The 24983-nt window shown below is 45.2% G+C and carries 25 protein-coding genes and 1 pseudogene; 8 read left to right on the plus strand and 18 right to left on the minus strand.

Annotated elements, in window-relative coordinates; translation table 11 throughout:
* Positions 1-13: 13 nt before the first annotated feature.
* The 6 genes from ACWQAU_RS01080 to pnuC form a co-directional block, all read right to left on the minus strand.
* The gene (locus tag ACWQAU_RS01080) at positions 14-2011 is read right to left on the minus strand and encodes a glucose PTS transporter subunit IIA (protein ID WP_079111764.1); all 1998 of its coding nucleotides are present in this window, start codon (positions 2009-2011) and stop codon (positions 14-16) included.
* Positions 2012-2027: 16 nt separating this feature from the next.
* Positions 2028-3671, minus strand: coding sequence for an alpha,alpha-phosphotrehalase (treC, locus tag ACWQAU_RS01085; RefSeq protein ID WP_027821542.1), 1644 nt, complete (start codon positions 3669-3671; stop codon positions 2028-2030).
* 24 nt (positions 3672-3695) lie between these two features.
* Positions 3696-4415 (minus strand): trehalose operon repressor, encoded by a 720-nt coding sequence (gene treR, locus ACWQAU_RS01090; RefSeq protein ID WP_003643703.1) that lies wholly within the window; start codon positions 4413-4415, stop codon positions 3696-3698.
* 315 nt (positions 4416-4730) lie between these two features.
* Complete coding sequence (locus ACWQAU_RS01095; protein WP_003641841.1) at positions 4731-5018, minus strand: hypothetical protein; 288 nt, start codon at positions 5016-5018, stop codon at positions 4731-4733.
* Complete coding sequence (locus tag ACWQAU_RS01100; protein ID WP_003641840.1) at positions 5011-5289, minus strand: DUF2089 family protein; 279 nt, start codon at positions 5287-5289, stop codon at positions 5011-5013. The genes ACWQAU_RS01095 and ACWQAU_RS01100 overlap by 8 nt, the downstream gene beginning before the upstream one ends.
* Positions 5290-5487: 198 nt before the next feature.
* A complete protein-coding gene (gene pnuC, locus ACWQAU_RS01105; RefSeq protein WP_003641839.1) occupies positions 5488-6276 on the minus strand; it encodes a nicotinamide riboside transporter PnuC in 789 nt (262 codons plus the stop codon).
* Positions 6277-6637: 361 nt separating this feature from the next.
* On the opposite strand from pnuC, the gene map reads away from it, so the two are divergent.
* From map to epsC, 4 genes are all read left to right on the plus strand, one after another.
* Positions 6638-7429: a type I methionyl aminopeptidase gene (gene map, locus ACWQAU_RS01110; protein WP_003641837.1), complete on the plus strand. Its 792-nt coding sequence runs from the start codon at positions 6638-6640 to the stop codon at positions 7427-7429.
* 612 nt (positions 7430-8041) lie between these two features.
* A complete protein-coding gene (locus tag ACWQAU_RS01115; protein WP_003641836.1) occupies positions 8042-8953 on the plus strand; it encodes a PLP-dependent cysteine synthase family protein in 912 nt (303 codons plus the stop codon).
* An 11-nt stretch (positions 8954-8964) separates the two neighbouring features.
* Positions 8965-10110: a trans-sulfuration enzyme family protein gene (locus ACWQAU_RS01120; RefSeq protein WP_011100941.1), complete on the plus strand. Its 1146-nt coding sequence runs from the start codon at positions 8965-8967 to the stop codon at positions 10108-10110.
* 4 nt (positions 10111-10114) lie between these two features.
* Entirely contained in the window at positions 10115-10657 is a 543-nt protein-coding gene (gene epsC / locus ACWQAU_RS01125) for a serine O-acetyltransferase EpsC (protein ID WP_016511223.1), read from the plus strand.
* 163 nt (positions 10658-10820) lie between these two features.
* Here the strand turns inward: epsC and ACWQAU_RS01130 are convergent, their stop codons facing one another.
* The 10 genes and pseudogenes from ACWQAU_RS01130 to ACWQAU_RS01175 all read right to left on the minus strand — a co-directional run bounded on the left by ACWQAU_RS01130 (position 10821) and on the right by ACWQAU_RS01175 (position 21243).
* Positions 10821-11843, minus strand: a complete 1023-nt coding sequence (locus ACWQAU_RS01130; RefSeq protein WP_027821543.1) for a sugar kinase — start codon at positions 11841-11843, stop codon at positions 10821-10823.
* Positions 11844-11856: 13 nt separating this feature from the next.
* A pseudogene (gene dagF / locus ACWQAU_RS01135) lies at positions 11857-12591 on the minus strand (2-dehydro-3-deoxy-phosphogluconate aldolase).
* Positions 12582-13682 carry a DgaE family pyridoxal phosphate-dependent ammonia lyase gene (locus ACWQAU_RS01140; RefSeq protein ID WP_027821544.1) on the minus strand — a complete coding sequence of 367 codons (1101 nt, stop codon included), beginning with the start codon at positions 13680-13682 and terminating at the stop codon, positions 12582-12584. The pseudogene dagF and the gene ACWQAU_RS01140 overlap by 10 nt, the downstream one beginning before the upstream one ends.
* Positions 13683-13751: 69 nt before the next feature.
* A complete protein-coding gene (locus ACWQAU_RS01145; RefSeq protein ID WP_027821545.1) occupies positions 13752-14870 on the minus strand; it encodes an amidohydrolase/deacetylase family metallohydrolase in 1119 nt (372 codons plus the stop codon).
* Entirely contained in the window at positions 14863-15957 is a 1095-nt protein-coding gene (locus tag ACWQAU_RS01150) for a DUF871 domain-containing protein (RefSeq protein WP_033608019.1), read from the minus strand. The genes ACWQAU_RS01145 and ACWQAU_RS01150 overlap by 8 nt, the downstream gene beginning before the upstream one ends.
* Positions 15954-16220: a hypothetical protein gene (locus ACWQAU_RS01155; RefSeq protein ID WP_027821547.1), complete on the minus strand. Its 267-nt coding sequence runs from the start codon at positions 16218-16220 to the stop codon at positions 15954-15956. The genes ACWQAU_RS01150 and ACWQAU_RS01155 overlap by 4 nt, the downstream gene beginning before the upstream one ends.
* Positions 16221-16229: 9 nt before the next feature.
* Positions 16230-17507 (minus strand): PTS sugar transporter subunit IIC, encoded by a 1278-nt coding sequence (locus ACWQAU_RS01160; RefSeq protein ID WP_011100933.1) that lies wholly within the window; start codon positions 17505-17507, stop codon positions 16230-16232.
* A 577-nt stretch (positions 17508-18084) separates the two neighbouring features.
* Entirely contained in the window at positions 18085-18780 is a 696-nt protein-coding gene (locus ACWQAU_RS01165) for a GntR family transcriptional regulator (RefSeq protein WP_027821548.1), read from the minus strand.
* 268 nt (positions 18781-19048) lie between these two features.
* Positions 19049-19597 (minus strand): NADPH-dependent FMN reductase, encoded by a 549-nt coding sequence (locus ACWQAU_RS01170; RefSeq protein WP_011100931.1) that lies wholly within the window; start codon positions 19595-19597, stop codon positions 19049-19051.
* A 299-nt stretch (positions 19598-19896) separates the two neighbouring features.
* Positions 19897-21243, minus strand: a complete 1347-nt coding sequence (locus tag ACWQAU_RS01175; protein ID WP_003641832.1) for a DUF2252 domain-containing protein — start codon at positions 21241-21243, stop codon at positions 19897-19899.
* A gap of 234 nt (positions 21244-21477) precedes the next feature.
* Between ACWQAU_RS01175 and ndk the strand changes: the two genes are divergently transcribed.
* Positions 21478-21942 (plus strand): nucleoside-diphosphate kinase, encoded by a 465-nt coding sequence (ndk, locus tag ACWQAU_RS01180; protein WP_027821549.1) that lies wholly within the window; start codon positions 21478-21480, stop codon positions 21940-21942.
* 241 nt (positions 21943-22183) lie between these two features.
* Positions 22184-22585 (plus strand): hypothetical protein, encoded by a 402-nt coding sequence (locus ACWQAU_RS01185; RefSeq protein ID WP_003641830.1) that lies wholly within the window; start codon positions 22184-22186, stop codon positions 22583-22585.
* Positions 22586-22649: 64 nt separating this feature from the next.
* Here the strand turns inward: ACWQAU_RS01185 and ACWQAU_RS01190 are convergent, their stop codons facing one another.
* On the minus strand, positions 22650-23204 hold the full coding sequence (locus ACWQAU_RS01190) for a hypothetical protein (protein ID WP_003641829.1): 555 nt from the start codon (positions 23202-23204) through the stop codon (positions 22650-22652).
* A 290-nt stretch (positions 23205-23494) separates the two neighbouring features.
* On the opposite strand from ACWQAU_RS01190, the gene ACWQAU_RS01195 reads away from it, so the two are divergent.
* The gene (locus tag ACWQAU_RS01195; protein ID WP_013355135.1) at positions 23495-23821 is read left to right on the plus strand and encodes a hypothetical protein; all 327 of its coding nucleotides are present in this window, start codon (positions 23495-23497) and stop codon (positions 23819-23821) included.
* Between the two features lie 93 nt (positions 23822-23914).
* On the opposite strand, the gene trxA is transcribed toward ACWQAU_RS01195, so the two are convergent.
* The gene (gene trxA, locus ACWQAU_RS01200) at positions 23915-24247 is read right to left on the minus strand and encodes a thioredoxin (protein WP_003641827.1); all 333 of its coding nucleotides are present in this window, start codon (positions 24245-24247) and stop codon (positions 23915-23917) included.
* Between the two features lie 180 nt (positions 24248-24427).
* Between trxA and ACWQAU_RS01205 the strand changes: the two genes are divergently transcribed.
* On the plus strand, positions 24428-24979 hold the full coding sequence (locus ACWQAU_RS01205) for a MerR family transcriptional regulator (RefSeq protein ID WP_027821550.1): 552 nt from the start codon (positions 24428-24430) through the stop codon (positions 24977-24979).
* The last annotated feature ends 4 nt before the right edge of the window (positions 24980-24983 follow it).

The raw sequence follows: 24983 nt of genomic DNA on the forward strand, positions 1-24983 counted from the left end.
ACGTCGCCATTAACTAGGCGGTTGCACCTAAGTGTCGCTTTTTAGGCGCTACTTTAACTGCATTTGCATCCTCATCCTTAAAACCAAACATCCAAGTTAAGGCGAAGGACACGACAATCGTGGCTGCGGATGCAATCAAGAAACCATAAAAACTAAAGTCCAAGCCCTTCGGATTAACAAAGGACGTGAAGCCAATCAGTGAACCCGTAAAGCCCCACATATTGACATTCATCAAGCCGGTCAAGAAGCCACCAACTGCCGCCCCAATACTGGCAGTCACAAAGGCCCGACCATATTTCAAGTTGATCCCGTACATGGCTGGTTCGGTAACACCACAGAAGGCTGAAATCGTTGCTGGCCAAGCAAGTTCTTGAATGTTAGCCAGCTTTGACTTTAAGGCGATTGCGAATACTGCGCCCCCCTGGGCAACCATCGTCGCTGAAACAATCGCGTTCAAGTAACTGTGACCCGTCGTTGCAATATCGTTGGCCACAATCGGAATAACCGCCCAGTGCAACCCGAAGATCACCAATACTTGATAGAAGCCACCAATGATTAAGCCAGAAATCGCAGGGCTCAAATTGTAGACCCACACAATAATATTTGCCAATCCCGTTGAAAGCACAGTAATAATTGGACCAAGGAATAATAGAATCGCACCGGAAACAATCACAACTTCAAATAATGGCACAAAAATCATTCGTAATACCGTTGGAATCACCCGTTTTAGCCATGGTTCCAACTTACTTGCTAGCCAGGCCCCCGCAATCATCGGGAAAATTGAATACGTATACGAGGCAACGTGTACCGGCAAGCCAAAGAAGTTCGCGTTGATTCCCATTCCTAAAAGCGTACTCGTCGCTTTACCACTTGCCATCGTTACAATAGCTGGATAAGTCAGCACCCCACCGATGATTCCCATAATCACCGGATCTGCCCCTAACTTTTTACCAGCCGTAAAACCGACGAAGATTGGCAGGAAGTAAAAGACCGAGTCGCCCATCGCATTAATAATCACGTACGTTGGTGCGGTCGGGCTAACTAAATTAAACGTGGTAAGTAACGCAAGAATTCCTTTTAAAATACCAGAGGCTGCTAATAATCCAATGACGGGAATCATTGAACCCGTGATAACACCAATTAAATTACTGATACCCCATTTAACTTTGCCCCACGGCGTCGTTGGCCGCTGAGCTGCTGCGGCAGTCTCAGCAACAGCTTTAGCCGTCTCCGAATCATTTGAAAATCCCGGTCCGATTTGCTTGATGATCGCATCATAGACATCCGTGACAGCAGGACCAATCACGACCTGATATTGACCGCCCGCTTTTGCTACGTCGATGACCCCTTTTAAGTCCCGCACGACGTCATCATTGGCTTTACTCTCATCTTTCAAATAAAAACGCAAGCGAGTAATGCAGTGAATCAAACTACTAACATTCTCGACACCACCAACATTAGCCACGATGTCCGCGGCTAACTGATCATATTTACCCGCTTTTGGTAATCGATTCTGCCGCTTAGCATTAAATGTGTTGGCGTTCAGACGGCCCGTAGCTGTCACGTCACCGGCAGCTTTTGCCCCCGTAACGACGTCCAACGATTCTAATTTATCACTAGTGTTAGTCACTGCTAAAATCACTGTGGTCTGACGATTAGCGGCTTGAATAGCAGCTAAATCCAGGGTGGCAATCACGTCCCCCACCTGAACATCATCGCCCGCGGCCACTTTGACCGTGAACGGGGCACCCTTTAAGTCGACCGTGTCGATTCCGAGATGCACTAATACTTCCAAATGATCATCAGGCGTTGTGAACCCAATCGCGTGTTTCGTCTCAGCCACCATCGTGACCTGACCACTGACTGGTGCAACAACTTCTCCACTTGAAGGTTGAACGCCAAAGCCCAGTCCCATCATACCGGCTGAAAAGACCGGGTCTTTAACCTTATTTAACGCAATAACGTCCCCATTGACCGGCGACAAAATTGTTACTGTTTGTGCCTTTGCCATACCCATTCCTCCATTCTTAACCTAACAACAGCGCAACCGCTTGATAGGGTTGCATCGTCAATTGTGCTGTGACATTAACATCTTGATAATTGGAAAGTAACACCTGTGCACCGACCATTTCTTCCGGAAGTGTCACCATTGTTGACTGACCATAAAAATTATTAAGCACTAATAACTTTTGTTGGTGATATGTCCGCCAATAGCCGAAGACTTGCGGATCATCTAAGCGCCACGATTGATAACCACCATCCGCGACGATCGGCATCGTTTTTCTTAGCTTAATGAGCCGTTGATAATAGTCAAAAATCTCGCCACTAGCCAATTCATGGGCCACGTTAATCGTCGCCTGATTAGTCGGTGTCAACCACGGTTTACCAGTAGTGAAACCAGCCTTGGCACTATCATCCCATTGCATCGGCGTCCGCGAGTTATCGCGCGCCTTGGTCTTAACGATCGTAAACGCATCGTGATGACTGTACCCACTACGAATTAAAGCCCGATAAGCATTTAATGCCTCAATGTCCACGTAATCAGCCATATTGTCATAGTCCGGATCAGTCATGCCGAGTTCCTCACCCATATAGATAAATGGTGTCCCACGCAAGAGGTGAATGACCGTCGCCAGCATTTCAGCGGACTTGACACGATAACGACCGGCGTCACCAAAGCGATTCAGCGCTCGTGGCTGATCATGATTATTCCAAAACAAAGCCTGCCAGCCACCACCAGCTGCCATTCCACCGGCCCAACTATCTAATAATTGCTTCAATCGTGGGAAGTCGAAGGCCATTCGGGACCACTTCCGTCCATCAACATAATCCGTCTTCAAATGATGGAAATTAAAGACCATTGAGAGTTCGTGATTAGCCGGATTAGTATAACCAACACTGTTCGCAACGGTTGTTGAAGACATCTCCCCCACTGTGACGCTATCTACATCCTGGCCGAAGCTTGCCGCGTTCAATTGCTTTAAATAATCATGAACAACGGGGGTGTCAGTATACAACGTCTTGCTAGGGACCCCCTTAGGTGCGTCCACCAACTTCTCAGCTTTACCGGTAACGTTGATGACATCGAAACGAAAACCCTGCACGCCCTTTTGCCGCCAGAAATTGACAACGGCGGCACACGCTTGTCGTACGGCCGGATTATGCCAATCCAAATCGGCCTGAGTCGGATCATATAAATGTAAATAGTACAAACCAGTATCACCAAACGGCGCCCAGGCCGGACCACCAAATTTAGATTCCCAATTGGTCGGTAGACTACCATCAGCCTTGGGAGGACGGAGATAGTAAAACTTCTGATACTTCTCATCACCCGCCAAAGCCTTTTGAAACCACTCGTGTTCAGTTGAAGTATGATTAAGAACCATATCCAACATGACCCCGATACCATTTGCCTTCAGCTTTGCAACGAGTTCTTCAAAATCAGCCATCGTGCCAAACATGGGGTCAATATGGTAGTAATCTGCAATATCGTAACCGTTATCATTTTGTGGTGAGACAAAAAACGGATTAAACCAAATCATGTCAATATTCAACTTTTTGAGGTAGTCGATCTTTTCAATAACACCTCGTAAATCACCGACGCCATCGCCATTGCTGTCGTAAAACGACTTCGGATAAATCTGATAAATCACTTGTTCTGATAATTTCATGCGCTATCCCTCTCATGCCACATCTTATTTCTTAGTTCGCCGAGCAAAATCGCGGAAACTAAAGCGGTCCGCCCGGTGTCGTGATTCCGTATACTGGAACGCTCGCGCATCCGTGAGGCTCGTCACGCTTCGAACAACTGCCACATAGGCGCCCTTACTAATAGCGAGGTGTTCGCGGTCCTCATCAGTTGCCGGCGCCATCGTAATTTCCTTCGTCGCGTAACCGATCGTCAACCCAAGCTGATTTTCAAAATACGCGTACAGTGAGTCTTCCGCCGCTTGCTTGGGAACTTTCGGAACGATCGATTTCAAAATATAATCCTTATCAATAATAGCTGGTTCGCCATCGATCACTCGGACTCGTTTGATGGCCGTCACTGGCGCTTCCGTCAATTCGGTACCAAGTGACGTAAAGTCAGCAACCGGTAACGTTGCATCCGGTTGATAGTCATAAACAATATTTTGCGTCTTAATGTGTAACTTTTCGGCTAACTCTTTATAACTCACAATGCCAGAAACTGGAAATTCATACTGTCGATGCTCAATCACAATGGACCCTTTACCACGAATTTTTTGAATATAGCCATCCTCAGCCAATGTCGCTAATGCTTTGCGCCCAGTCTCACGTGAAATCCCATATAGCTCACAAAGTTGATGTTCACTCGGCAAATAACTCCCGATCGGGTAAACCTCCGCATCAATTTTCTGGAGCAAATCTTGATAAACTAAGGCCGCTTTATTCACGGCAACCACCCCTTTGTTATCGTTTTCATTTATGAATATAGACTTGTTTAGACAAGTTGTCAATATTTAAGTAATAACCCAATTAAATTTGTAGATTATACCAGACAGATCAAGTCTAGACATGTCTAGAGTTCACAAAATTCGAGCTTATATTTCAGTATTCAATAACTGCTTCATAATAAGTGCCAACACCTATACAGTATTGGTTGAACTAGCAGGATAGTCCGCACCACAATAAAAAATCGACATTCGCAGAGCGCTAACAGCAATCTCCAACCAATGTCGATTCTATATCTGATGATTTCATTAATATTACTATTTTCGCAATAAATCTTTCGCTTTCATTGTTGCTACTTCTTTTTTCATTTTTCTCTTTCGGTTCACGAGTGCATCTATCCAGATACCATTCAGCACGGCTTCGCCAACTAACAATACGGTTACTATTGATAATAAAGAGACCTCTTTTGTAAAAACAATGTAAATAATAAAGCCTAAAAAGCCAGCTCCCGGAATTGCCCCAAACCACCTTGGTAAGTATCGATCTAACATATAGAGCACTGCAACGACCAACATACCAATCAGAATTCCTTTAAAATCACTCATGTTGTTCCTCCCTAAAGTCAGTAATAATCTGTTTTGCTACCTCTAACGATAATTTCTCATCGATTACCAATTTCATAACCTTCGTTTCAAACGTATTTGCACCGTTGTCCTCAATAAAGTTAATTTTTTGAATAATCGTGTTTAACCGCATTCGCACGGTTGGATAACTCACTTGATAAATCTTAGCGAGTTGTTTTAGAGAACCTGAGGCAATAACCAATTGTTTAACAAATTCCTGATCCTCACGTTCTAAATTCACAAACCAGTCCATAGCATCCCTCTTTTTTAATATTGTTTATTAAACTTTAACATTGTTTATTATAATGTCAATAAAAAAGCATATATTTGATAACTGATACAATCCGGAGCTATTCAAATAAAGACGAGTACTCTAATCCAAAAGAATTACAGTACTCGCCTTATTTAGAATATTAACGCTACTAGTCTCAGTAAATTTATTAGCTGACCTTTAGTGATTCAATCCAAATGCCTGATTATCACTAGCATCCGCGCTAGCTGCATCACTAGCTGCTTGTTCTTCGGCCATCAACCGAGCGCGTTCATGTTTGTTATACCAAGGTGAAACAGTGAAAGCCAAGACATCGTTCATCAGATAAACGGAACTATTAATGAACATTGCTAGTGTCGCCGAACCTTGACGGAACGAGATGAACCAGAGGACCATTTGTGCTAAACCAGAGGCAATCCACCAGAAATACTGGTTGTTGTAACGGAGGAAGCAAATAACGCCGGCCGTTAAACAAATCGCAAAACTAATGGCATCGACCCATGGCCGGGGATCATCAGTTAAGGCACCAATAAGATAGCCGGAGATGGCATAAACAACTAAAGTTGCGACAATTGCGACGATCCACGTCTTACCCGTAAACTTCCGAATCTTTGAAACCATGTTGACGTTCCAATTAGCACTTAATAGTACTGGAATATCAAGCGTTACGACGTAGGCTAATTGTTCCCCAATGCTTAAATAGTTCTTAGCTGAAAAACCAACTACGATGAAGCAAGCGGCGGAGATGACGCCTAATAATCCATTGACTGACTTAGCCGCATTAATGGCTAACACACAAAGAACACCCAAAGTGGTCCCAATAAATGTTAAAATAGACAATGCTGTAATTGGCGCACTTACTAACGTCATTACTTGACATCCTAGGCTAAAATAGAATAGATAGTAGTTCTGTTGTGGCCAACCTTTTAGTTGGTGTGATAAGAATTTAAAATAATTACTCAAAATCATGCTCCTCTTTCCGTTTTCATATGCGGTTGTAGGTATCTAGTTGGCCAACCAGTCACGTCACACTACTACATGTAGTGTTTCCGTTTAAAACAACACAATATATTGTATCATTATCTTGGCCGATGAAAAGGGTAAAATTCCAAATTTATATTGAATTGTTTACAATTAATCCAACTGCGCCCCGGCAATTTGGTATTTTTGGCGTGCTGATTTTTTTATATTTTTTTGATTTCGGCCTACTGATAGCGTTATCAATATCAGGTCAAAACAATGCGTTTTGTCGCAATACAATGCTTGCAGTATACTGGAGAGGAACAAACTTTTAGCATCACAATATAATTAATTTTTTTGGAGGAACCTCATGATTACGCTTAAATCAGATCGCGAAATCAAAGGGATGCAAGCTGCCGGTGACATCATGGTTGGCCTGTTTCACGCCCTTGAAGACTACATCAAGCCCGGAATTACGACTTGGGATGTTGACCACTTTGCCTACGAATACATCGTTGCACACGACGCTACTCCTGGCGAACTCAACTTTGAAGGTTATAAGTACTCAACTTGTGTCAGCGTCAATGACATGATTTGTCACGGCTGTCCTAGTAAAGATATCTTGGTCAAAGATGGAGACTTATTAAAAGTTGATACCGTTATTAACTACCATGGCTACCTTAGTGACTCTTGCCACGCCTTTGTTGCTGGTACACCATCACCCGAAGTTAAAAAACTCATGGAAGTGACCCATAAAGCGCTATACCTCGGTATTGACCAAGCCGTTGTTGGCAACCGAATTGGTGATATCGGCTGGGCTATTCAGAATTACGCTGAAAACGAAATGGGTTACGGCGTTGTACGCGAATACATTGGTCATGGTATTGGACCGACGATGCACGAAAAGCCTGATGTTCCACATTATGGCGAAGCTGGTCACGGCACCCGTCTAAAAGCTGGTATGACCATTACTATCGAACCAATGGTCAATATTGGTGACTGGCGTTCTGGCGAAACTGCCGATGACGGTTGGACTGTTCGCACTTTAGATGGCAGTCTTAGCTGCCAATACGAGCACACCCTTGTCGTTACCGATGACGGTCCTAAGATTTTATCATCATTCGATAATGATTTTGATGCTAAATACTTATGGAATAAGTAATATCATTTAAATTATAATCACGAACAATCCCACCCTAGTTTAGTCACTTGCTAATCAGGGTGGGATTGTTTTAGTTATTATCAACAGCACGTTCACTAGCTATTGTCAGAATAAAACTAGTTATATGTGTCTTGGAAAACGTCTTGATTATAAGACATGAAAAACTGATATTGGATAAATTTTAACATCTTTATCCTCGGTCACAATCAACTGATTCAACCACCTAATATATTTATTTTAATGACAACCGTTTGGCAAAACTAACGCTGATTCAATAACGTTCTCAGCCAATCTTCATCTCTTACCGCTTATTGCAAATCGTCATTCACCACTTGACGCGCTCAAAATCATCTTGTATAGTTAGTCCCAATCAATCCAGAGGAGGATCAGACATGACTCAATTAACAAGTAGTGCTTTGAATAACTGTTGTTGCCGAACTGCGCGCTTATCGCGATGTTCGGCCTGTTAAGCATTGACTTTTTGAGGAGTGTCATCCTAAAAATCAATGTCCAGCATGGCTGGATATTGTACTGGGCGCGAGGAATTCATTCGAATTCTCGCGCCTTTTTTGTCGCTTTTGGCACCCCACCGCAGCGATTGGAGGAATTTATATGCTCATTCAGCACGTTCAAGAACTTATCGGCCACACCCCCCTGATGGCGTTACCCATCGAGGTTCCAAATCACAGTCACATCTATGCCAAGCTTGAAATGTTCAACCCCGGCGGCAGTATTAAGGACCGGCTGGGAGCCTATCTGATTGAAGACGGCTTGCAACGGGGCCGGGTTAACGCCAAGACAACGATTATTGAACCAACTGCTGGTAACACCGGAATTGGTTTAGCCTTAGCAACTCAAGCGCACCACCTACGTACCATCTTAGTCGTCCCAGAAAAGTTCAGTATGGAAAAACAAGTTTTAATGCAAGCATTGGGTGCTGAAATTGTTCATACACCTAGCGAGGAAGGAATCAAAGGTGCCATTCGCAAAGCTGAGGCACTAGCCGCAACGATTTCCAACAGTTACGTCCCCATGCAATTCAAGAATCCGGCTAATCCCGCGGCTTATTACCACACACTGGCACCAGAAATTCTGGCGGACATGCCTGCACCTATAACCGCCTTCGTCGCTGGAGCCGGTAGCGGTGGGACATTTGCCGGAGTAGCGGCTTATCTTCAAGCCCAAGATTCAGCAACCAAAGCCGTAGTCGTTGAGCCAGAAGGTTCCATTTTAAATGGTGGACCAGCTCACGCACATCGTACCGAGGGAATCGGCGTCGAATTCATCCCACCATTTTTCGATCAGGTTCGCATCGACCAGACACTGACCATCGCGGACAATGATGCCTTTGCCCAAGTTCGACACCTAGCCCGTGACCACGGTTTACTGATTGGCAGTTCTAGCGGCGCTGCGCTAGCCGCTAGTTTACAACTTGCCACCAACCTGCCTGCCAATAGTCATATCGTGACCATCTTTCCAGACAGTAGTGAGCGTTATCTGAGCCAAAAAATCTATACGAAATGAGGACTTTAACAATGAAATTTGAAACCCAATTAATTCACGGTGGTATCAGTGAGGACGCCACTACTGGCGCGACTTCGGTACCCATCTACATGGCCTCGACCTTCCGCCAAACAAAAATCGGTCAAAATCAATACGAATATTCACGGACGGGAAATCCAACCCGGGCCGCCGTCGAAGCATTAATTGCCACCCTCGAACATGGCAGCGCTGGCTTCGCATTTGCTTCTGGCTCCGCTGCCATTAATACCGTCTTCTCACTATTCTCGGCTGGTGATCACATTATTGTGGGAAATGATGTCTACGGTGGCACCTTCCGCTTGATCGACGCCGTTTTGAAACACTTTGGCATGACTTTTACAGCCGTAGATACGCGTGACTTGGCCGCCGTTGAAGCCGCAATTACCCCCACAACTAAGGCGATTTATTTGGAAACACCGACGAACCCGTTATTACACATTACGGATATTGCTGCCATTGCGAAGCTCGCGCAAGCACACGATTTACTGAGTATCATCGACAACACCTTCGCCTCCCCATACGTCCAGAAGCCCCTGGATTTAGGCGTTGACATTGTTTTACACAGTGCTTCCAAGTATCTCGGTGGTCACAGTGATGTTATCGGTGGCTTGGTTGTCACCAAGACGCCAGCACTTGGCGAAAAAATCGGCTACTTGCAAAATGCCATCGGTAGTATTTTGGCCCCGCAAGAAAGCTGGCTATTACAACGTGGTATGAAGACTCTGGCATTGCGCATGCAAGCCCACCTGAATAATGCCGCTAAAATCTTTACTTACTTAAAGTCTCACCCAGCAGTTACTAAGATTTACTATCCAGGCGATCCTGATAATCCCGATTTTTCGATTGCCAAGCAACAGATGAATGGCTTCGGCGCAATGATCTCGTTTGAATTACAACCAGGAATGAACCCCCAGACCTTCGTTGAACATTTACAAGTCATCACGCTCGCCGAAAGTCTCGGAGCATTGGAAAGTTTAATTGAAATTCCAGCCTTAATGACTCACGGTGCCATCCCACGCACAATTCGGCTACAGAATGGCATCAAAGACGAGCTGATTCGCTTATCAGTCGGTGTTGAAGCCAGTGACGATTTGTTAGCAGACCTTGAGCGCGGGTTCGCTAGCATTCAGGCAGATTAAGCTGGTGTTTCAGACGGCTCGTGCCATTCTCAATCGTGACCCCGCCGCGATCAATTTGCGGACAGTTATGTTGACCTATCCTGGTATTCACGCGCTCGCCTGGTACCGGGTTGCCCATTATTTTGAAACACACCGTTTACCATTATTGGCCGCCTTGCTGAGCCAACATGCGGCCCGGCGTACCGGGATTCTGATTCACCCGGCCGCGCAAATTGGTCACCGGGTCTTCTTTGACCATGGTATTGGTACTGTCATTGGTGCAACGGCGGTCATTGAAGACGACGTTACAATTTTACACGGCGTCACTTTAGGCGCACGTAAAACCGAACAAGCTGGGCGCCGGCATCCCTATGTTTGTCGCGGTGCTTTCATTGGTGCCCACGCCCAACTCTTGGGCCCTATTAAGATTGGCGCCAACAGTAAAATTGGTGCTGGTGCGATTGTTTTAGACAGCGTTCCCGCCCACGTTACTGCGGTCGGTAACCCGGCCCATCTAGTTGCCACTCAATTACATGCTTATCATGAAGCAACCAGCAATCAAGCTTGATTCTTATCAAAACTGCAGCTTATAATAACCGGTTGCTGGTATCAGTTATTGTATCAACAATAAAACGTACTTATAAAATCAAAATTGATTTTATAAGTACGTTTTTACGTTACTTTGAAAATTCATTAATTTCATGTTGCTTATCAAGTGACAACCACCGTCATCAGCGAATTAGTTCTAATTGTCCGTCACTAGCCATATCCGCCAAAACCATTTCTTTAGTGAATTCGGGCGCATCATTAACTGTCGCTTGCGCTAGTATCGCCGTAGCAATTGCAAAATCCGTTGTTTTTTGTAGTGACCACCCCTCAATCAGGCCAGTAATAATGCCACTTGCAAAGGCGTCACCACTGCCGATTCTATCCAAGATCATCAATGGCCGAGCTTTGCCGACAACTAGTTGTTGGTGCTGATAACTAAAACCAGCAAACCACTTTTGCTGGCCAACTTGATAACGATAACTTCCCGCAAAATAGTCAATGTGATAATCACGCACAAATTGTTCATAGAGTGCTGCCTCGGATTCACGATTTGCAGATTGAGTGCGATCTTCATCATCGGGATAATCTAATAACGCCGTCAAGTCTCGTTTACTCCCAAATACAATATCCACATATGGCAGAATTTCCTGATATCGCGCTTTAAGCGTCTCATGGGCGACTCCCGTATTGAGCTGCTGACGATAATTGAAATCAAAACAAACGCGTTGTCCGTTCGCATGAGCCTGTTGTGCTAACCGTAGCGCGGCTTGGCGAACTGGCGCAGTCAGACTCAGCGTGATACCGCAGATATGCACAAACTGACAGCCAACCAACGCCGCCGCAATTTCCTGATCATCAGGAGGCTGCTGACAGAATGCGCTACTGAGCCGGTCCTGATAAGTGACCCGCTCCGGCCGCGACCCGTACCCAAGTTCGACGAAATAAGCACCCATATGTTGTCCACCAAAGGTAACGTAGTCATCCTGAATGCCATATCGTCGAAGTTCGCCCGCTGCTCGTTGACCAAGTGCATTGTCTGGTAGACGACTCAGTAGTCGCGTGCGATAACCGAAGTGTGTCAAACTACTTAATAGATTGACGCCAGTGCCAACGGTGCTCATTCTCAGCTCATCAGTCTGTGTCAGCATTAAATGTTCGGGCACAGTCAAGCGAAGTAACACTTCCCCAAACGCTAGGATTTTCATAAGTCACCGCCCATTAGAATTGTTTCATTATCGTCAGCAATTGGGCGACCGCTTCCGGTTGCGTCTCACCAGTAGTTGCATCGATAATCGAACTGTATACATGGGGAATAATCTGCCGTACCCCAGCGGCGACCGCAATCTGTACAATCTGTTGGAAATTAGTGAGATCCAGTCCACCGGTTGGTTCTAGACCAAATTCATTGTCAGCACACGCCGCAGCCACTGCTTTAAATTCTTCCAGGTGAGCCGTTCCTTGCATTGGAAAGTACTTCAGTGACGTCCCGCCCATATCCTTGAGCATTGTAATTGCGGTTGCAACGGGAATATTCGCTTTTGCTGACTGCGAACTAAGTGGCCCCGTTGCCACATTGACCAAACCGACTTCACCACTCGGCGCGACTAGCCCATTAATCACAGTATCGGCTTGACCTAGCAACGCCCGGCTAGTCGCCACACCAGTGAAGACTTGATTAACATGTTGTGGCTAGATTTCTGCGGCAACTCGCGCCACCATTGCACTTTGTTGCGGTGAACCAGCACCTAAACCAACCGAAACTGCATTGTTCACTGCGGCTTGGTAACGCCGCATATCAGTAATGGCAAACTCATCACTCAGATAGTTTTTCGTGAGGACACCCAACACCACGTGTCCTTCCGCAGCTGCATAACAAGCTTCCGCGTTCGTCACTGAATTAGCCAATACGTTCAAACAAATCCCATTTGGTAAATAATTAGGTGTCAGTTGCATGTGCTTTCCTCCTCAATAATGGTTCGTAATCGTTCAACAATTTGTGTCATTTCAGCACTTGTCAAAGCGCGGATATCAAATTCAATCAGTCCTTCGTTAACACGATATTCTCGTGGATAAATGGCTGGTCGACCTTTCCGTAACGCCTGACAGATTTTGGCCGCTTCAGCAATCCGCACACTCGCTCTAAAAATATCACGCCCAGCGCCGTCTTGAACCATTTCAACCTGGACATTCGGTAGCGTTTGTAATTCCGCAATAAAGGGGGCTAAGCGGGCTTTCATCGATGCGCCACTCTCGGGACCGGTTGTTAAATATTGTTCGACGGCAGCTACCAAACCAAGAATGTTTTCCTTACCGATCTTCATGGCCCTACCGATACCGTAGTTCTGTTGTCGTGCCCATTCGACGTACGTTTGACGTCCTAGAACCAGCCCAGATGCCGGCCCCGAAATTGCCTTAGCGCCACTGTAAATCACAACATCCACGCCTAATTGTAAATACCGACGAAGATCGCCTTCTGCCGCTGCATCTAACACCAGCGGTAAATGATGATCATGCGCCACCTGCAGGGCATCCGCAATCGTTAGCATGCTCTTTTGAACAGTATGGTGACTCTTAATGTAAAGGATTGCGACCGTTTGTGGCGTGATCTGCATTGCCAACTGCTCAGCCGTACATCGATTAGCATAACCGGCCAACACGGGTTGGGCTCCCGCAACCGCGAGCATCACATCAACAGGGGCCCCATAATCAACATCATGTCCAAGTGGCATGATAACCTCCCGTTGCGTGATCTGCGTTGTATATGGATGAGTCACATGATAGGCATTACCACGACCAATAATACCGGCCAGCACTTGCGCAATACCGGCCGAAACAGAATTGACGATCAACGCGTCCTCACTGCCGATTAAATCTGCCAAATAACGACCCGTCTGAACGGTCAGTTCGGCCATTTCAAAAAAGTTCTGGGCGCCCTGCTTTTGGGCGGCCGCAACTTGATCACTGACTTGAGAAACGCCTAAAATCGTCATCTTCCCATCCGCATTAATTACGGGCTTCAACCCGTATTTCTCATAAATATCCATGTATTCACTAACGTCCCCAGTGAGTAACTATCTCACCGATGGCACGGTTTCCTTTCGTCATAATTAGTTTCACTTGTCTACACCACACGTGTAGACCCTTCCGGCAATAACACTGTATGTGGGTATGACTTGGGTGGGCGCAATTCGCTCTTCTCCCGTTGAATCAACAACGATCTGGGGAGCCGTCACTGTCTGAAAGATTGTAAGATCAGCATCGTAACCCCGACAAAGCTGCCCCTTATGGGTTAATTTGAAAATACGTGCCGGATTGGTGGTAATCATAGGAATAATTTCCTCAAGCCGATATCCTAGCAATAGTAGCTTTTCCACACAAACTGCTAGACTATAAACTGGTCCATTCAGACGGTTACGATAATAAATATCTGAACTTAATGTTTGTGGAAATAGGTGTGCGGTACGGGCAAGCGCTGCTGTTCGAAAACTGAAGCTATCGGTCCCATGACCGACATCAAAAATAAGGCCCTTTTGATACGCCTTCCGAACATACTGTGCGACTTCACCCGTGGAATTCACAATACCGTTCGGCTTGCCGTTAAAACAGTGTGTTAAGACATCGCCAGGCCGCATTAACGCGATAATAGCCGCCAATTCAGGGGGATTACTACCAATATGAACCATTAACGGCAACTGAGCCGTCAGATCCGCTTGATATTGTTTCGCTACTCGGAGTGGCTCGACACCATTGTCGCCAACTACTGATTTACTGACCCGTACTTTCAGTCCTACAATAAAGTCTGGATAACGTTTAATCGCTGTTCGTAGGGCTGAAAATGAAAGCTGGTTCAAATCGGCCAGCTCATCTTGAGCCACAATGCCCGTACGCGCAATATTAAGCAAGGCATAAACATTAGTAGCCGCCCGATGCGCCTGCTGGTACAAATCAGCCACATTATCCGCACCGGTGGAGCCCGCATCAATAACGGTGGTCACACCCGTTCGATAACCGATTGCATCGGCGTCGTCATAATAAAGCGCCGCGTGCGCATTGCAGTGCGTATGATCATCAATCCAGCCAGCTGTAATATAGCATCCCTGGGCATCCAAAGTTGGACAGCCGACTGGGACAGTCAGTTCAGTCCCCACTTCCGCAATGACTCCGTCAGTGATTAAAACTGCCACGGGCGCACCGCTAACATCTCGGCCATTATGAATATATAACTCAGTCATGAGCGACCTCAAAGGAAAATTTCGCCCACGGCCCGATTGCATCCAATAATACGAGTTGGTCAGGATTGATCGTTGCCACCAGATTCTTCCGAGTATCTGTGTGTGGCTGTTGCACAATTTGTAATTCATGCTGATATTTACCGAACTGCTCATTGCCAATCACAACATCACCGCGTTGAAAAGTGTGCCGGTCATCGTTGACACGATTAAAATCATGATAGCGTTTGCGAACCTCTGTTGACCGAATCGTTATATCGTTGATATCGCCACGCCGCTCGTGCAAATTATCGAGTAAGATCTGGCGTTCTACGGGCTGGATGTCCGCACTAAGGGTCACCGCAAACGTGATTTGATAGCGGTTAAGCGCGCCGAGCTTTTGCAAATCTTCCTGCTTCGCATAGGCGTTACCAATGAGCACACTATCAATTAATCCTGTCGAAAAGAGGTGCTGTACCTGTACTTGTAGCGGCCAGTCACGGTGCATCTCTAAAGTTGGTAAGCCATCATTGATATCCCATGGACCGATTGTTGCGCCTGGCGCCGTGACAAACGCTGCCGTTTCAATTCCAGCTCGTTTGAACCGGCGTGAACACGCAACGAAAAAATCAAAGGGCAACCCCGTCCCACGTTGCGGATAAAAGTTATGGCAGCCATAAAGAAACGGTCGATTGGCACTGTATGACAAAATATTAGACAAATACTCAACGTCGTTACTCATGTTCAGTTCAAGATTAAGTCCCTGTGAGTTATACGATAACCAGGCTTCTTGATGCCCATCAAAGCCGGCGTCTAATCGGATTGCATCCGCTCCTAATGACGCAAAATAGCTTAGATCCTGATAGGACACACCTAGTTGGTCAAAAATATTCGGGGACACATCTAGGGTCGTGGTGAAGCCCAGCTGATGCGCCGACTGAATAATCCGCTGATATTTCTCCGTAACTCGTTCTTTACCGTCTTGTACTTCCAACATACTGACGAACAGTCGCGTAAACCCATAACTGGCAGCGACCTTTAAATAAGCCTGGTCGCGTTCAAAGACACTGTGATCTGGGTACAACGAAATTCCTAATGTCCGCTTCGTCATCCGCGTTTCCCCCGTTCCATTGCTTCAAAAACTTGCAGGTAGCGGTTCGCAATAATTGTTGCAAAATAAATCGTCACTACTATGGCAATCACAGCTGGTAAATGAAGCCAGCCGACTAGCCCGACCGTTACAAGGATACTCAGTAAAGCACGCCACAAAGTCTGACCCGTTCGTGCTTTGATCAAATATGCTGGCATCACCCCCCGACTCACTAACCATTCACTGCCGATTACGAATGCTGCTAACATCAATATTCCAAACATGCTATCCCTCTATTCTTTGCTAAGCTGTTGCTTCTCAAACACTTTGAAAAACGGATAATAGATAACAAGGTCAATGACAAAGTTAACACAAGAGAGTATCAGCGCCGGAACACTCCAATTTGTACTAATAAACGCACCGAGTGGTCCCGGAACAGTAAACGGTAACCTGGCCATCATCATCGGAACGACGCCGGTGATTGTCAACACGTAAGCTAAGCTTCCAGTAATTAAAGGACCAATAATAAACGGAATCCCTAGAATCGGATTCATCACGATGGGTGCCCCAAAAATAATCGGTTCGTTAATATTAAACAGACCGGGTAACAAGGACAACTTGCCTAGATCGCGCAAATAGGTCGATTTAGAAAACATAAACAACACAACCAACGCTAACGTCCCTCCGGCTCCACCAATCCAAATAAACCATTGCAAAAATTGTTCAGTAAAAATGGTCGACAGATTATGGGCGCTCGTGCCACTAGTGAACTCGCTCATATTTTGGGCAATCGACATTTCCCAGAACGGCCGGATAACAGGGTCCATAATCGCAGCCCCATGAATTCCTAATGTCCAAAATCCAGTAATGAGAAAAATCGTCAGTAGACCACCAAACAAACTATTGCCGACCAAAACACCTTTGAGGGGCATCAGTAGCGTGCTTAAAAATGAGGAAATATTAAAGTCCAAAAGATAGCGAATGCCCCAAAACAACACTAGGATAACGGCAGCTGGGACTAAGGCTACGAAGGAATTAGAAACTTCTGGTGGTACCCCTTCTGGCATTTTAATGGTAATATTGCGATTCTTTAAATAACGAAAAATTTCTACCGTCAATAATCCCGTAATAATCGAGCCGAACAACGACGAGGCACTCAAGTTAGCAATGTTAATGTATCGCCCACTGCTAATGACACCGCTAACATTTTTAGTCACGTGAACTGGTACTGCGGTCGACACGAGAAATGCTAAGACGGCTAAAACACCATTAGTTAATTTATCTAACTGATAACTTTCGGCAAGTGAAGATGCGATTCCAAACGTTGCGTACAAGGCCAAGATTCCAACCGTATAACGAAACGGCACGTCCAAAATTTCAGCGTAAGGCGCCAAAAAGTTAGCCACCGCTTCAATCGGCATATTATTGAGAATGGTAAAGAACGATCCGACAATCGTTAATGGCAGCGTTGAGATGATTCCTTTTCTAATCGCGGTCATATGCCGCTGCGTGCCGACTTTATTCGCTACTGGCAAAACTTTAGCATTTAACATGTTGATAAAGTTATCCATATTACACCAGTCATACAAATATGGTATGCGTAGAAGTCTTAGTGTCCTCCGCGCCAAGAAAGTTTGTACATTTCCTTTCATGAGTTTACCAATGAGTGTATTGTTAATTACGCAACATCAGCAATCCTGACCAACCAATGCTGCTACGGTCGCTGAGCTAATAATCAACATCCGTTCCACCCCATATTTACTTTCTCATGGAACAGATTCAGTGCTGGTTTCGACAAAATTCACGTATTATTTTCAGAATGGCGTTCCCTCCTTTTGGCAAACATCATAACATTATAATGTTATGATGTAAAAAATAGTGAAACCCAATCGTATTTTAAACTTGTTGGTTGGGCCAACTGATATAAACACCATTTTTATCCCTCGCCTATCTCTAAATGTCTGAACACACCTTTTAAGGTCCGCTGAAATAAGGCCATTGCCCCAACATTAACGGCAAGGCCCCAGACTTCACCCAACATATTCGGCAACTGTTATCTGCATAGCATCCGCCTGAACTTCCGACCTGATAAAAATGCGCTGACCACCACAGTGCATCAGCGCATATCAGACCGCGTATCGGTTCAATTTATAAAACGTCATAATTTATTTGATACGGGACAACATCCGTTTGATAAGTCGCAATAGAAAATTCAACTAGCCGCTGGTGACCATCATACCCCTTACGTTCGCGCCGAATCGCTAATGGCGTTTGACTTTCAAGCAACGCCCGCTCACTATCCGCCAGGGTGACAGCACTGAATTTATCTTGAAAATGTGTAATCGTCTGACCATTCTCCTGTAAAATCTTATACAGTGAACGATGCCGAAGGGCCGTTAGTTTAGTAGGAACCAAAGTATTCGGTAAATAATGATCGACAACCGCAAATGGTTTTCCATCTAATAAATAACGGCGCTTAATACGTAACATCGTCCCTTGAGACTCGCTGGGTAGCAATGCAGGGACAGCTGGCACGCGTTCAATTTTGATCAACTCTTTGGTCAACTTTCCTTGCTGGCCGACCGTTGCCGTAAACGACTGCGTCTGCGTCAACTTGTTAAATAGATCGTTACTAATAACGCGCGTGCCAATACCACTCTTCTTCTCCAAGTAGCCCTCACTGACCAAAACTTCGACCGCCTTGCGAATGGTAATCTTGCTGACTTGATAGTAACGTTCAAGTTCCCCTTCACTTGGAATTAAGCCGCCTACTTCATAGTCACCATCTAGAATCCGTCGTTTAAGATCTGCGGCAACTTTTTGATATAGAATTTTTGTTTCCATGCTATCGTTACCTTTCACGTACATAAATTATTAATATAACTCTATTACATTTCGATCTAAAACACCAGATTACAAAACTGTCAAAATCGGTTTATTAAGCGGACTTAACAATCAAGTTTGGCCGTCAGACTCTGTCAGCACTTCATAATTATTTGTATAAATAATTTTTTTGAGTGCCACGCACAAAGTCTTAATAAAAAATAAGGCCTATCAGTGGCTAAACGTGCTTTCACTGATAGACCTTATTCATAAATATTTAACGACTTATTTAGCCAATAAACTTCGCTGCAAATTCGCTGAATTGCTTACCAGCACCAGCTAAGAATGATTGGGTGCCTTCATTTGTGATATGCCCATTTTCATCAGCCAACTTATCAGTATTACCGATGTACAATTCTGGTTGTTGCATCGTTGGCATGTCTAAGAAGACCAAGGATTGACGTAAAACATGGTGTGCTAAGACGCCAGAGATACCAGAGATCGATTGGGAAGCAACCAAAGCAGGCTTGCCGCCCCAAACACTTTGACCCCATGGACGTGAAGCAACGTCCAAAGCATTCTTCAAGGCTGCTGGGATGCTACGGTTATGTTCAGGTGTGACAAAGATGAACGCATCTTGAGCCGCAACGGCCTGACGAAATTCTGTATATTCTACGGGTGAATCCGCATCGTAGTCTTGGTTATATAGTGGCAACTTAGCGATATTTAAGTACGTTACTTCAGCGTCGTCCGGTAACCCAGCAACGATGGCTTCAGCGACCCCTTTAGAATAAGAATTTTTACGAATAGAACCTACAATTACACCATATTTTGTCATATCAAACAATCCTTTCAAAACTAATTTCTTCGTTTCACTTACTAATAGTAAGTATATCAAGTTGCTGAAAAAGTGCAACCATTTTAGCCTATCAATTTTCAAAATCACTTGTTCAATCGCCAAAAAACGTTGTTAAATCAAGACTTACGCTCCAGAAAAATATTTTAGTCTATGTCTAATTACCGACAGAAAAGGTCATCGGAGTATCAATGATTCCGATGACCCTTTCTTTATTTTCAATACACGTCTAATCGTCACGCGTTTCAGCGCGATATTTGATCAACTCTTCGTTTAAACCATCAAACATCTAAGAAATCTTGATAATCATTATCAACTTGTTCAACATACGCCGTGGCCCATTTAGCCATGGCTTCATCAAACTTCGCCGAATTACCAACGTATCCCCGAATCATGGCCGCCGTTGGACTTTGCGCATGAGCCTTTGCCAAAATCATTGCGCACGTATTTGCATAGGCTTGGAATTGACCCCAGTCTAGGGTTGGAATATCGATGGATTCCTTCATATCCCGAAATTGACGGACATAAAAACTCTTATTTTCCATTTGGAAATAGCCCAGGAACGCATCCGAGGTTGCTTGTAAAATGCGTTGCGAACTGACGATCCGTTGCCCTTCCGTCAATTCCATGGCGGCCGTTAACGCTGGCCGCGACTGGCTCCCGACTTTCCGCGTTGGTAAAGCTTCCTTGATTTGTAACACCATATGGCTACCATCCGTACTCGTCAGAAGAACCAAGTAACATAGTGACCCAAAACTCCCGACGCCCACACTATGCCGAATAATATCAGTAACTTCATATTGCGACAACAGCAAAGCGACATCGGTCCGTACGTTCAATAAATACTCGCTAATTCCGGCCTTTAGCCCTTGATAAGTTTGCCGATCAATATGGACAGAACGGGGCGCGTTCTCCTTAAATTGCCGTTCACCGCGACTATTAGTGACCGTAAACTTACGCACAACTTGTTCTGAATTACGTTTTTGAGCCTTTTTAACCAAGGATGCAATTAAATCGGCCGTATCTTCGGGAGCACCACCGAAGTTCAAGACAGCCTGAACTTCGTTATCGCGATAAAAACGGTCTAACGTCGTCTGATCAAACATCCGTTTGAGTGCTTCCCGATAACTCGCACTCGCCGCCTGTATCAATTTTTCGACCTTTTTTGGTTTAAAGTTAGAATCACGAGCAGCTAGCAACACACTAACTAATAACCGACGTAAATCCCATTCCCACGGATGGACGCCAGCTTCGTCAAAGTCATTTAAGTCAAATACCAGTCGCCGTTCTGGTGACGCATAGAATCCAAAGTTACCAATATGAGCATCGCCACAAACTACGGCGGGAATTTCAGTGGACGACTGGTAATCCAAATCGTAATCCATTAACTCAACTGATCCCCGGAAGAATGCAAAAGCCGAAGCGGACATTCGTTCACGCCGCAATGGTAATAGTTCTGGTACCAGCATCTCCCGCACATGTTTCAGATAATCACTGGCGTTTCGCTTCACCGGTGTAAATGTCCCTAATTTTTCAAATGGGGTGACTTGGCGCCGCGCCTTTCCTAGCGCAATTAATTCAGCAACCGTATGATGTTGTCGAATATGAGTTAAATCAAGTGGTGGCATGAGTATCAAATCCTTTTATGATTTACTAATTTTATTATAGCGATATCTTCCAACGATAGAAAATAATTCAGCTAGTTGAGCCCGCTTCTCGCGTCCCAATTATTGACCAGCTGACGCCAATTTACAAGCAATTTTCATGATAAAACGGCGATTCTAGTTGACGTACCCCTCAAAGTCACCTACAATTTAAGTTATAAATGATACCGCTTTCAAAAAGCGAGGAGGTCACGTATTATGGCAAATTCTGAAAAAACATTGGTCCTAGTTAAACCCGATGGTGTCAGTGAAGGACACATTGGTGAGGTTATCACCCGGTTAGAACGCAAGGGTTATCAAATTGCCGCCTTAAAGGTTATTAAAGCAACCGCGGAGCAACTTCAACAACATTACAGTGAGAAGGTTGGTAAGCCTTACTTTAAGGAAATCGAGACCTACATGATGGAAGGTCCACTCGTCGCCATTATCGTAAGTGGTACTGGCATCGTCAAAGCGGTGCATCGTTTAGCTGGTAGCACCCGGCCTGCCGAAGCACAACCTGGCACAATTCGGGGGGATTTCTCTCATGAATATCCAGACGGTATTTTACGAAATATTATCCATACCTCAGATAGCCGTGAAAATGCGCATCACGAAATTGCAATTTGGTTTCCCGAATTAGCTGTCAAAGCACGAAAAGCAGACAACAAAGTAAAAGCCTAGCTTCATTTTTAACATCACGATTACTCAATTCGCAATTACTGATCAATGGTCTGAACGCCATTGCGTCCAGTAATTGCGAATTTGTATACACTGGGTGTTTTCCGTCACAACGTTAGTAAAGCTTCCAAAGATAACTCGTAAACTGGCCCCACTAACTACCAACACGCGCCGAAATTTTCGCACTAATCGTTCGCACTAGTTATGATTAAACCAATCAACTAAATGGTTTGGGGGAATCATTATGAACATAGTCGTTGGACCATATGTACGGCGGCCGCGGGCTGTCAAATCGGACCCGCGCAACACCAGTAAATTTTCGATGTTTAATTCGCTACGACGGATTGATGAATGCCTAGTCTTGATTAAACGTACTGGCACACCAGGATTAATTGATTCAACTGCAACGTTAGGTTTGAACCTAACCCACTTAATGGGATTGAATGTCATCGTAACTAGTCGTGGACGTTCCTTCACCATCATTGTTCAAGGTCGGCAGCGGTCGTTCACGCTGACTGGCTGTCTCATTGAAGACACGCTCTACAACGCCGTTCACCCAGCACAACCAGACTATCTGATTTCACTAAATCGCCAGCTCATTACCAATAGTGATGACTTAATTGAGCAACTCTATGACCACTATTAGCTGGCCAGCATCACGCACCAAAGGCTAACCCACCGTGTGGGTTAGCCTTTTAAATTGCCCCATATTAAATGATCAGTTGAACGACTTTAAGCAGTGTCGCGGATGGTTTAGCCGGAATCTTCATCTTTTGAACGGCTGGCATTGCTGTGTGAACATTTTGGGCGACCGGACCCACTTGCGAGCGTTGCCCCGAACGACTATGCGCAACCAATACGGTATTATCCGCATTCCGCGCGTATATCACACTATTAGTAGCATCTTGTAAATCATCACTATAAATCTGGGTCATTTGGTGATGATAGACCGCGCTGTGCGGATCGTCTGGCTGAATTCGCTGTCCGGCCGCAATTTTGCGGATATGTAACGGGGTTGCCTCGTTGATGACCCGAGTCCCCTTCAGGTGTAGCCAAACTTGTGCGGCTTCCACCTTAGCTGCCGGAAAATCACTAAGTTGTGGCTGACGGATTGCCTTAAACGTTGCTGCGGTACTACGCTGCAGCCGACGTTGATGATAGGTCCGACGCTGGCTTGTATGCCGTTCAAGCTGCACTTGTTCCCACACCAAACAAGCACCAAAGAGGACGATACCGACCCGTAATGCCCAAATCAATTTTTTCAATGATTAGCCCCCCACTTTACCATAATTACGCTACTTAATTTAACATGGTCTTAGCTAATTATATTGGCAAAGCCGGTAATAATTTAATTATTAATAGGGCAGTCGCACCAACTCGCCATTTCTAGTTGCGCTTCCCCTTAAACTATTAACGATTTCTAACTTGACAGCTAAACTGATTTATTGTCAAAATCACTATTTAAATATTTTATTTTATGATGGCAATACAAACATTTTGATTATCGCGATATACTTAGACGAGCATTAGCTTTTTCAATAAGGAGGCACTACTGATGAACTCATTCAAGAACCCACTTATGACAACACCCTATCTGCTAGCCATAATCGCCACACTGACGATGCTAGTTAGTCCACTGACAACGGTTGTTATATCAGTACTGATATGGTTGTCGGGAATTACGCTGGTGTGGTTACACCGCCAGCAACGATGGCTCCGCTTCTTCTACGCACCCGTGTTTTTGTACACTTTTTTACTAGAACAAAGGTATTTCTCCCCATCAACCCAGCCACTGACAGAAACGATTCTCATTAACCTCGCAATTCTTGGCATTGCCATTTTCAGCACATGGGCAGCTTATCAATTACGTCATAACGCGTAAATTACTCACCAAGAAAAATAAGTCCCCCAGATGCGGTAACCGTTTCTGGGGGACTTATTGATTGCTTCAACAGCTACCGTTAAATAACGCTCGTTAGGCAGGCTTCACTTCGGCTAGTTTTTGATCCAGATATTTCTTCAATGCTGCTTGGGGATGAAAACCAACCACCTTTTCAGCGGGCTGGCCATTCTTGAATATCACTAACGCCGGAATACTCATAATCTCAAATTGCTGCGCAATTTCCTGATGTTGATCAACGTCGAGCGAAGCAAATTTCACTTGCCCATCGTACAGTTCATCTAACGCTTCAAGCACTGGTTCCTGCATCTTGCAAGGGCCACACCAATCCGCCCAAAAGTCAACCACAGTTAACGCGGTACCATCAGCCACCGTCGCAAAAGTCGTCTTATCGACTGGTTCGATCATATCTAATCCTCATTTCCAATTAATTTCCGTTCTATCATAGCATGTTTTCCCACAAAATTATGACTTCCGGGTCTGAATCACGTACATAGGTCACAAAATCTTGGTATATCGGTGTTCTACCAATCAAAAATTCGATATAATAGCGTTATAGAAACGATATAACCTAAAGGAGGAATTTTTGTGTCCACACAAACAATCAGTCCCGAACAGGACTCCGAATTAGTCGCTTCCGTCGCCGCTGAACAACTCGGTATTAAAGCCGTGACGTTGCGCAAATATAGCACCATGGTTGAAAAACAGCTTAACGATGAAAATCGCTTCCGCCCGGCCGATAACAGTCATCGCTTATATACAGCCGCTGATTTAAAAACTTTTCAGGCGGCCATCGAACTCGCCGAACAGGGCACAACGTTAGCCACTGCGCTAGGACGGGCGTTTGGTGCTAAGGTCCCGACATCCAAACAACCGGCAGCAACGACGACTCAGTCTGAGAAACCAGCGCCTGCAACTACCACCAAGTCGCCCCTCATCACGACAACCACCGTCGATCCCAGCAAAATGGCACCAGCGGCCAAGCCAGATGGCCCGACTAATGCTGAGCTCTATAAGCAGCAAGAAATGATCATCCGGCGCTTAGATTCACTCAGTGACCGCTTAAACCAAGTCCTTGACCAACTTGATCAACAAGCCAGTCAAGCGGCCAAACCTTGGTGGCATTTCTGGGAAAAGTAGCCGT

It is taken from the genome of Lactiplantibacillus sp. 3062 (assembly GCF_055413545.1).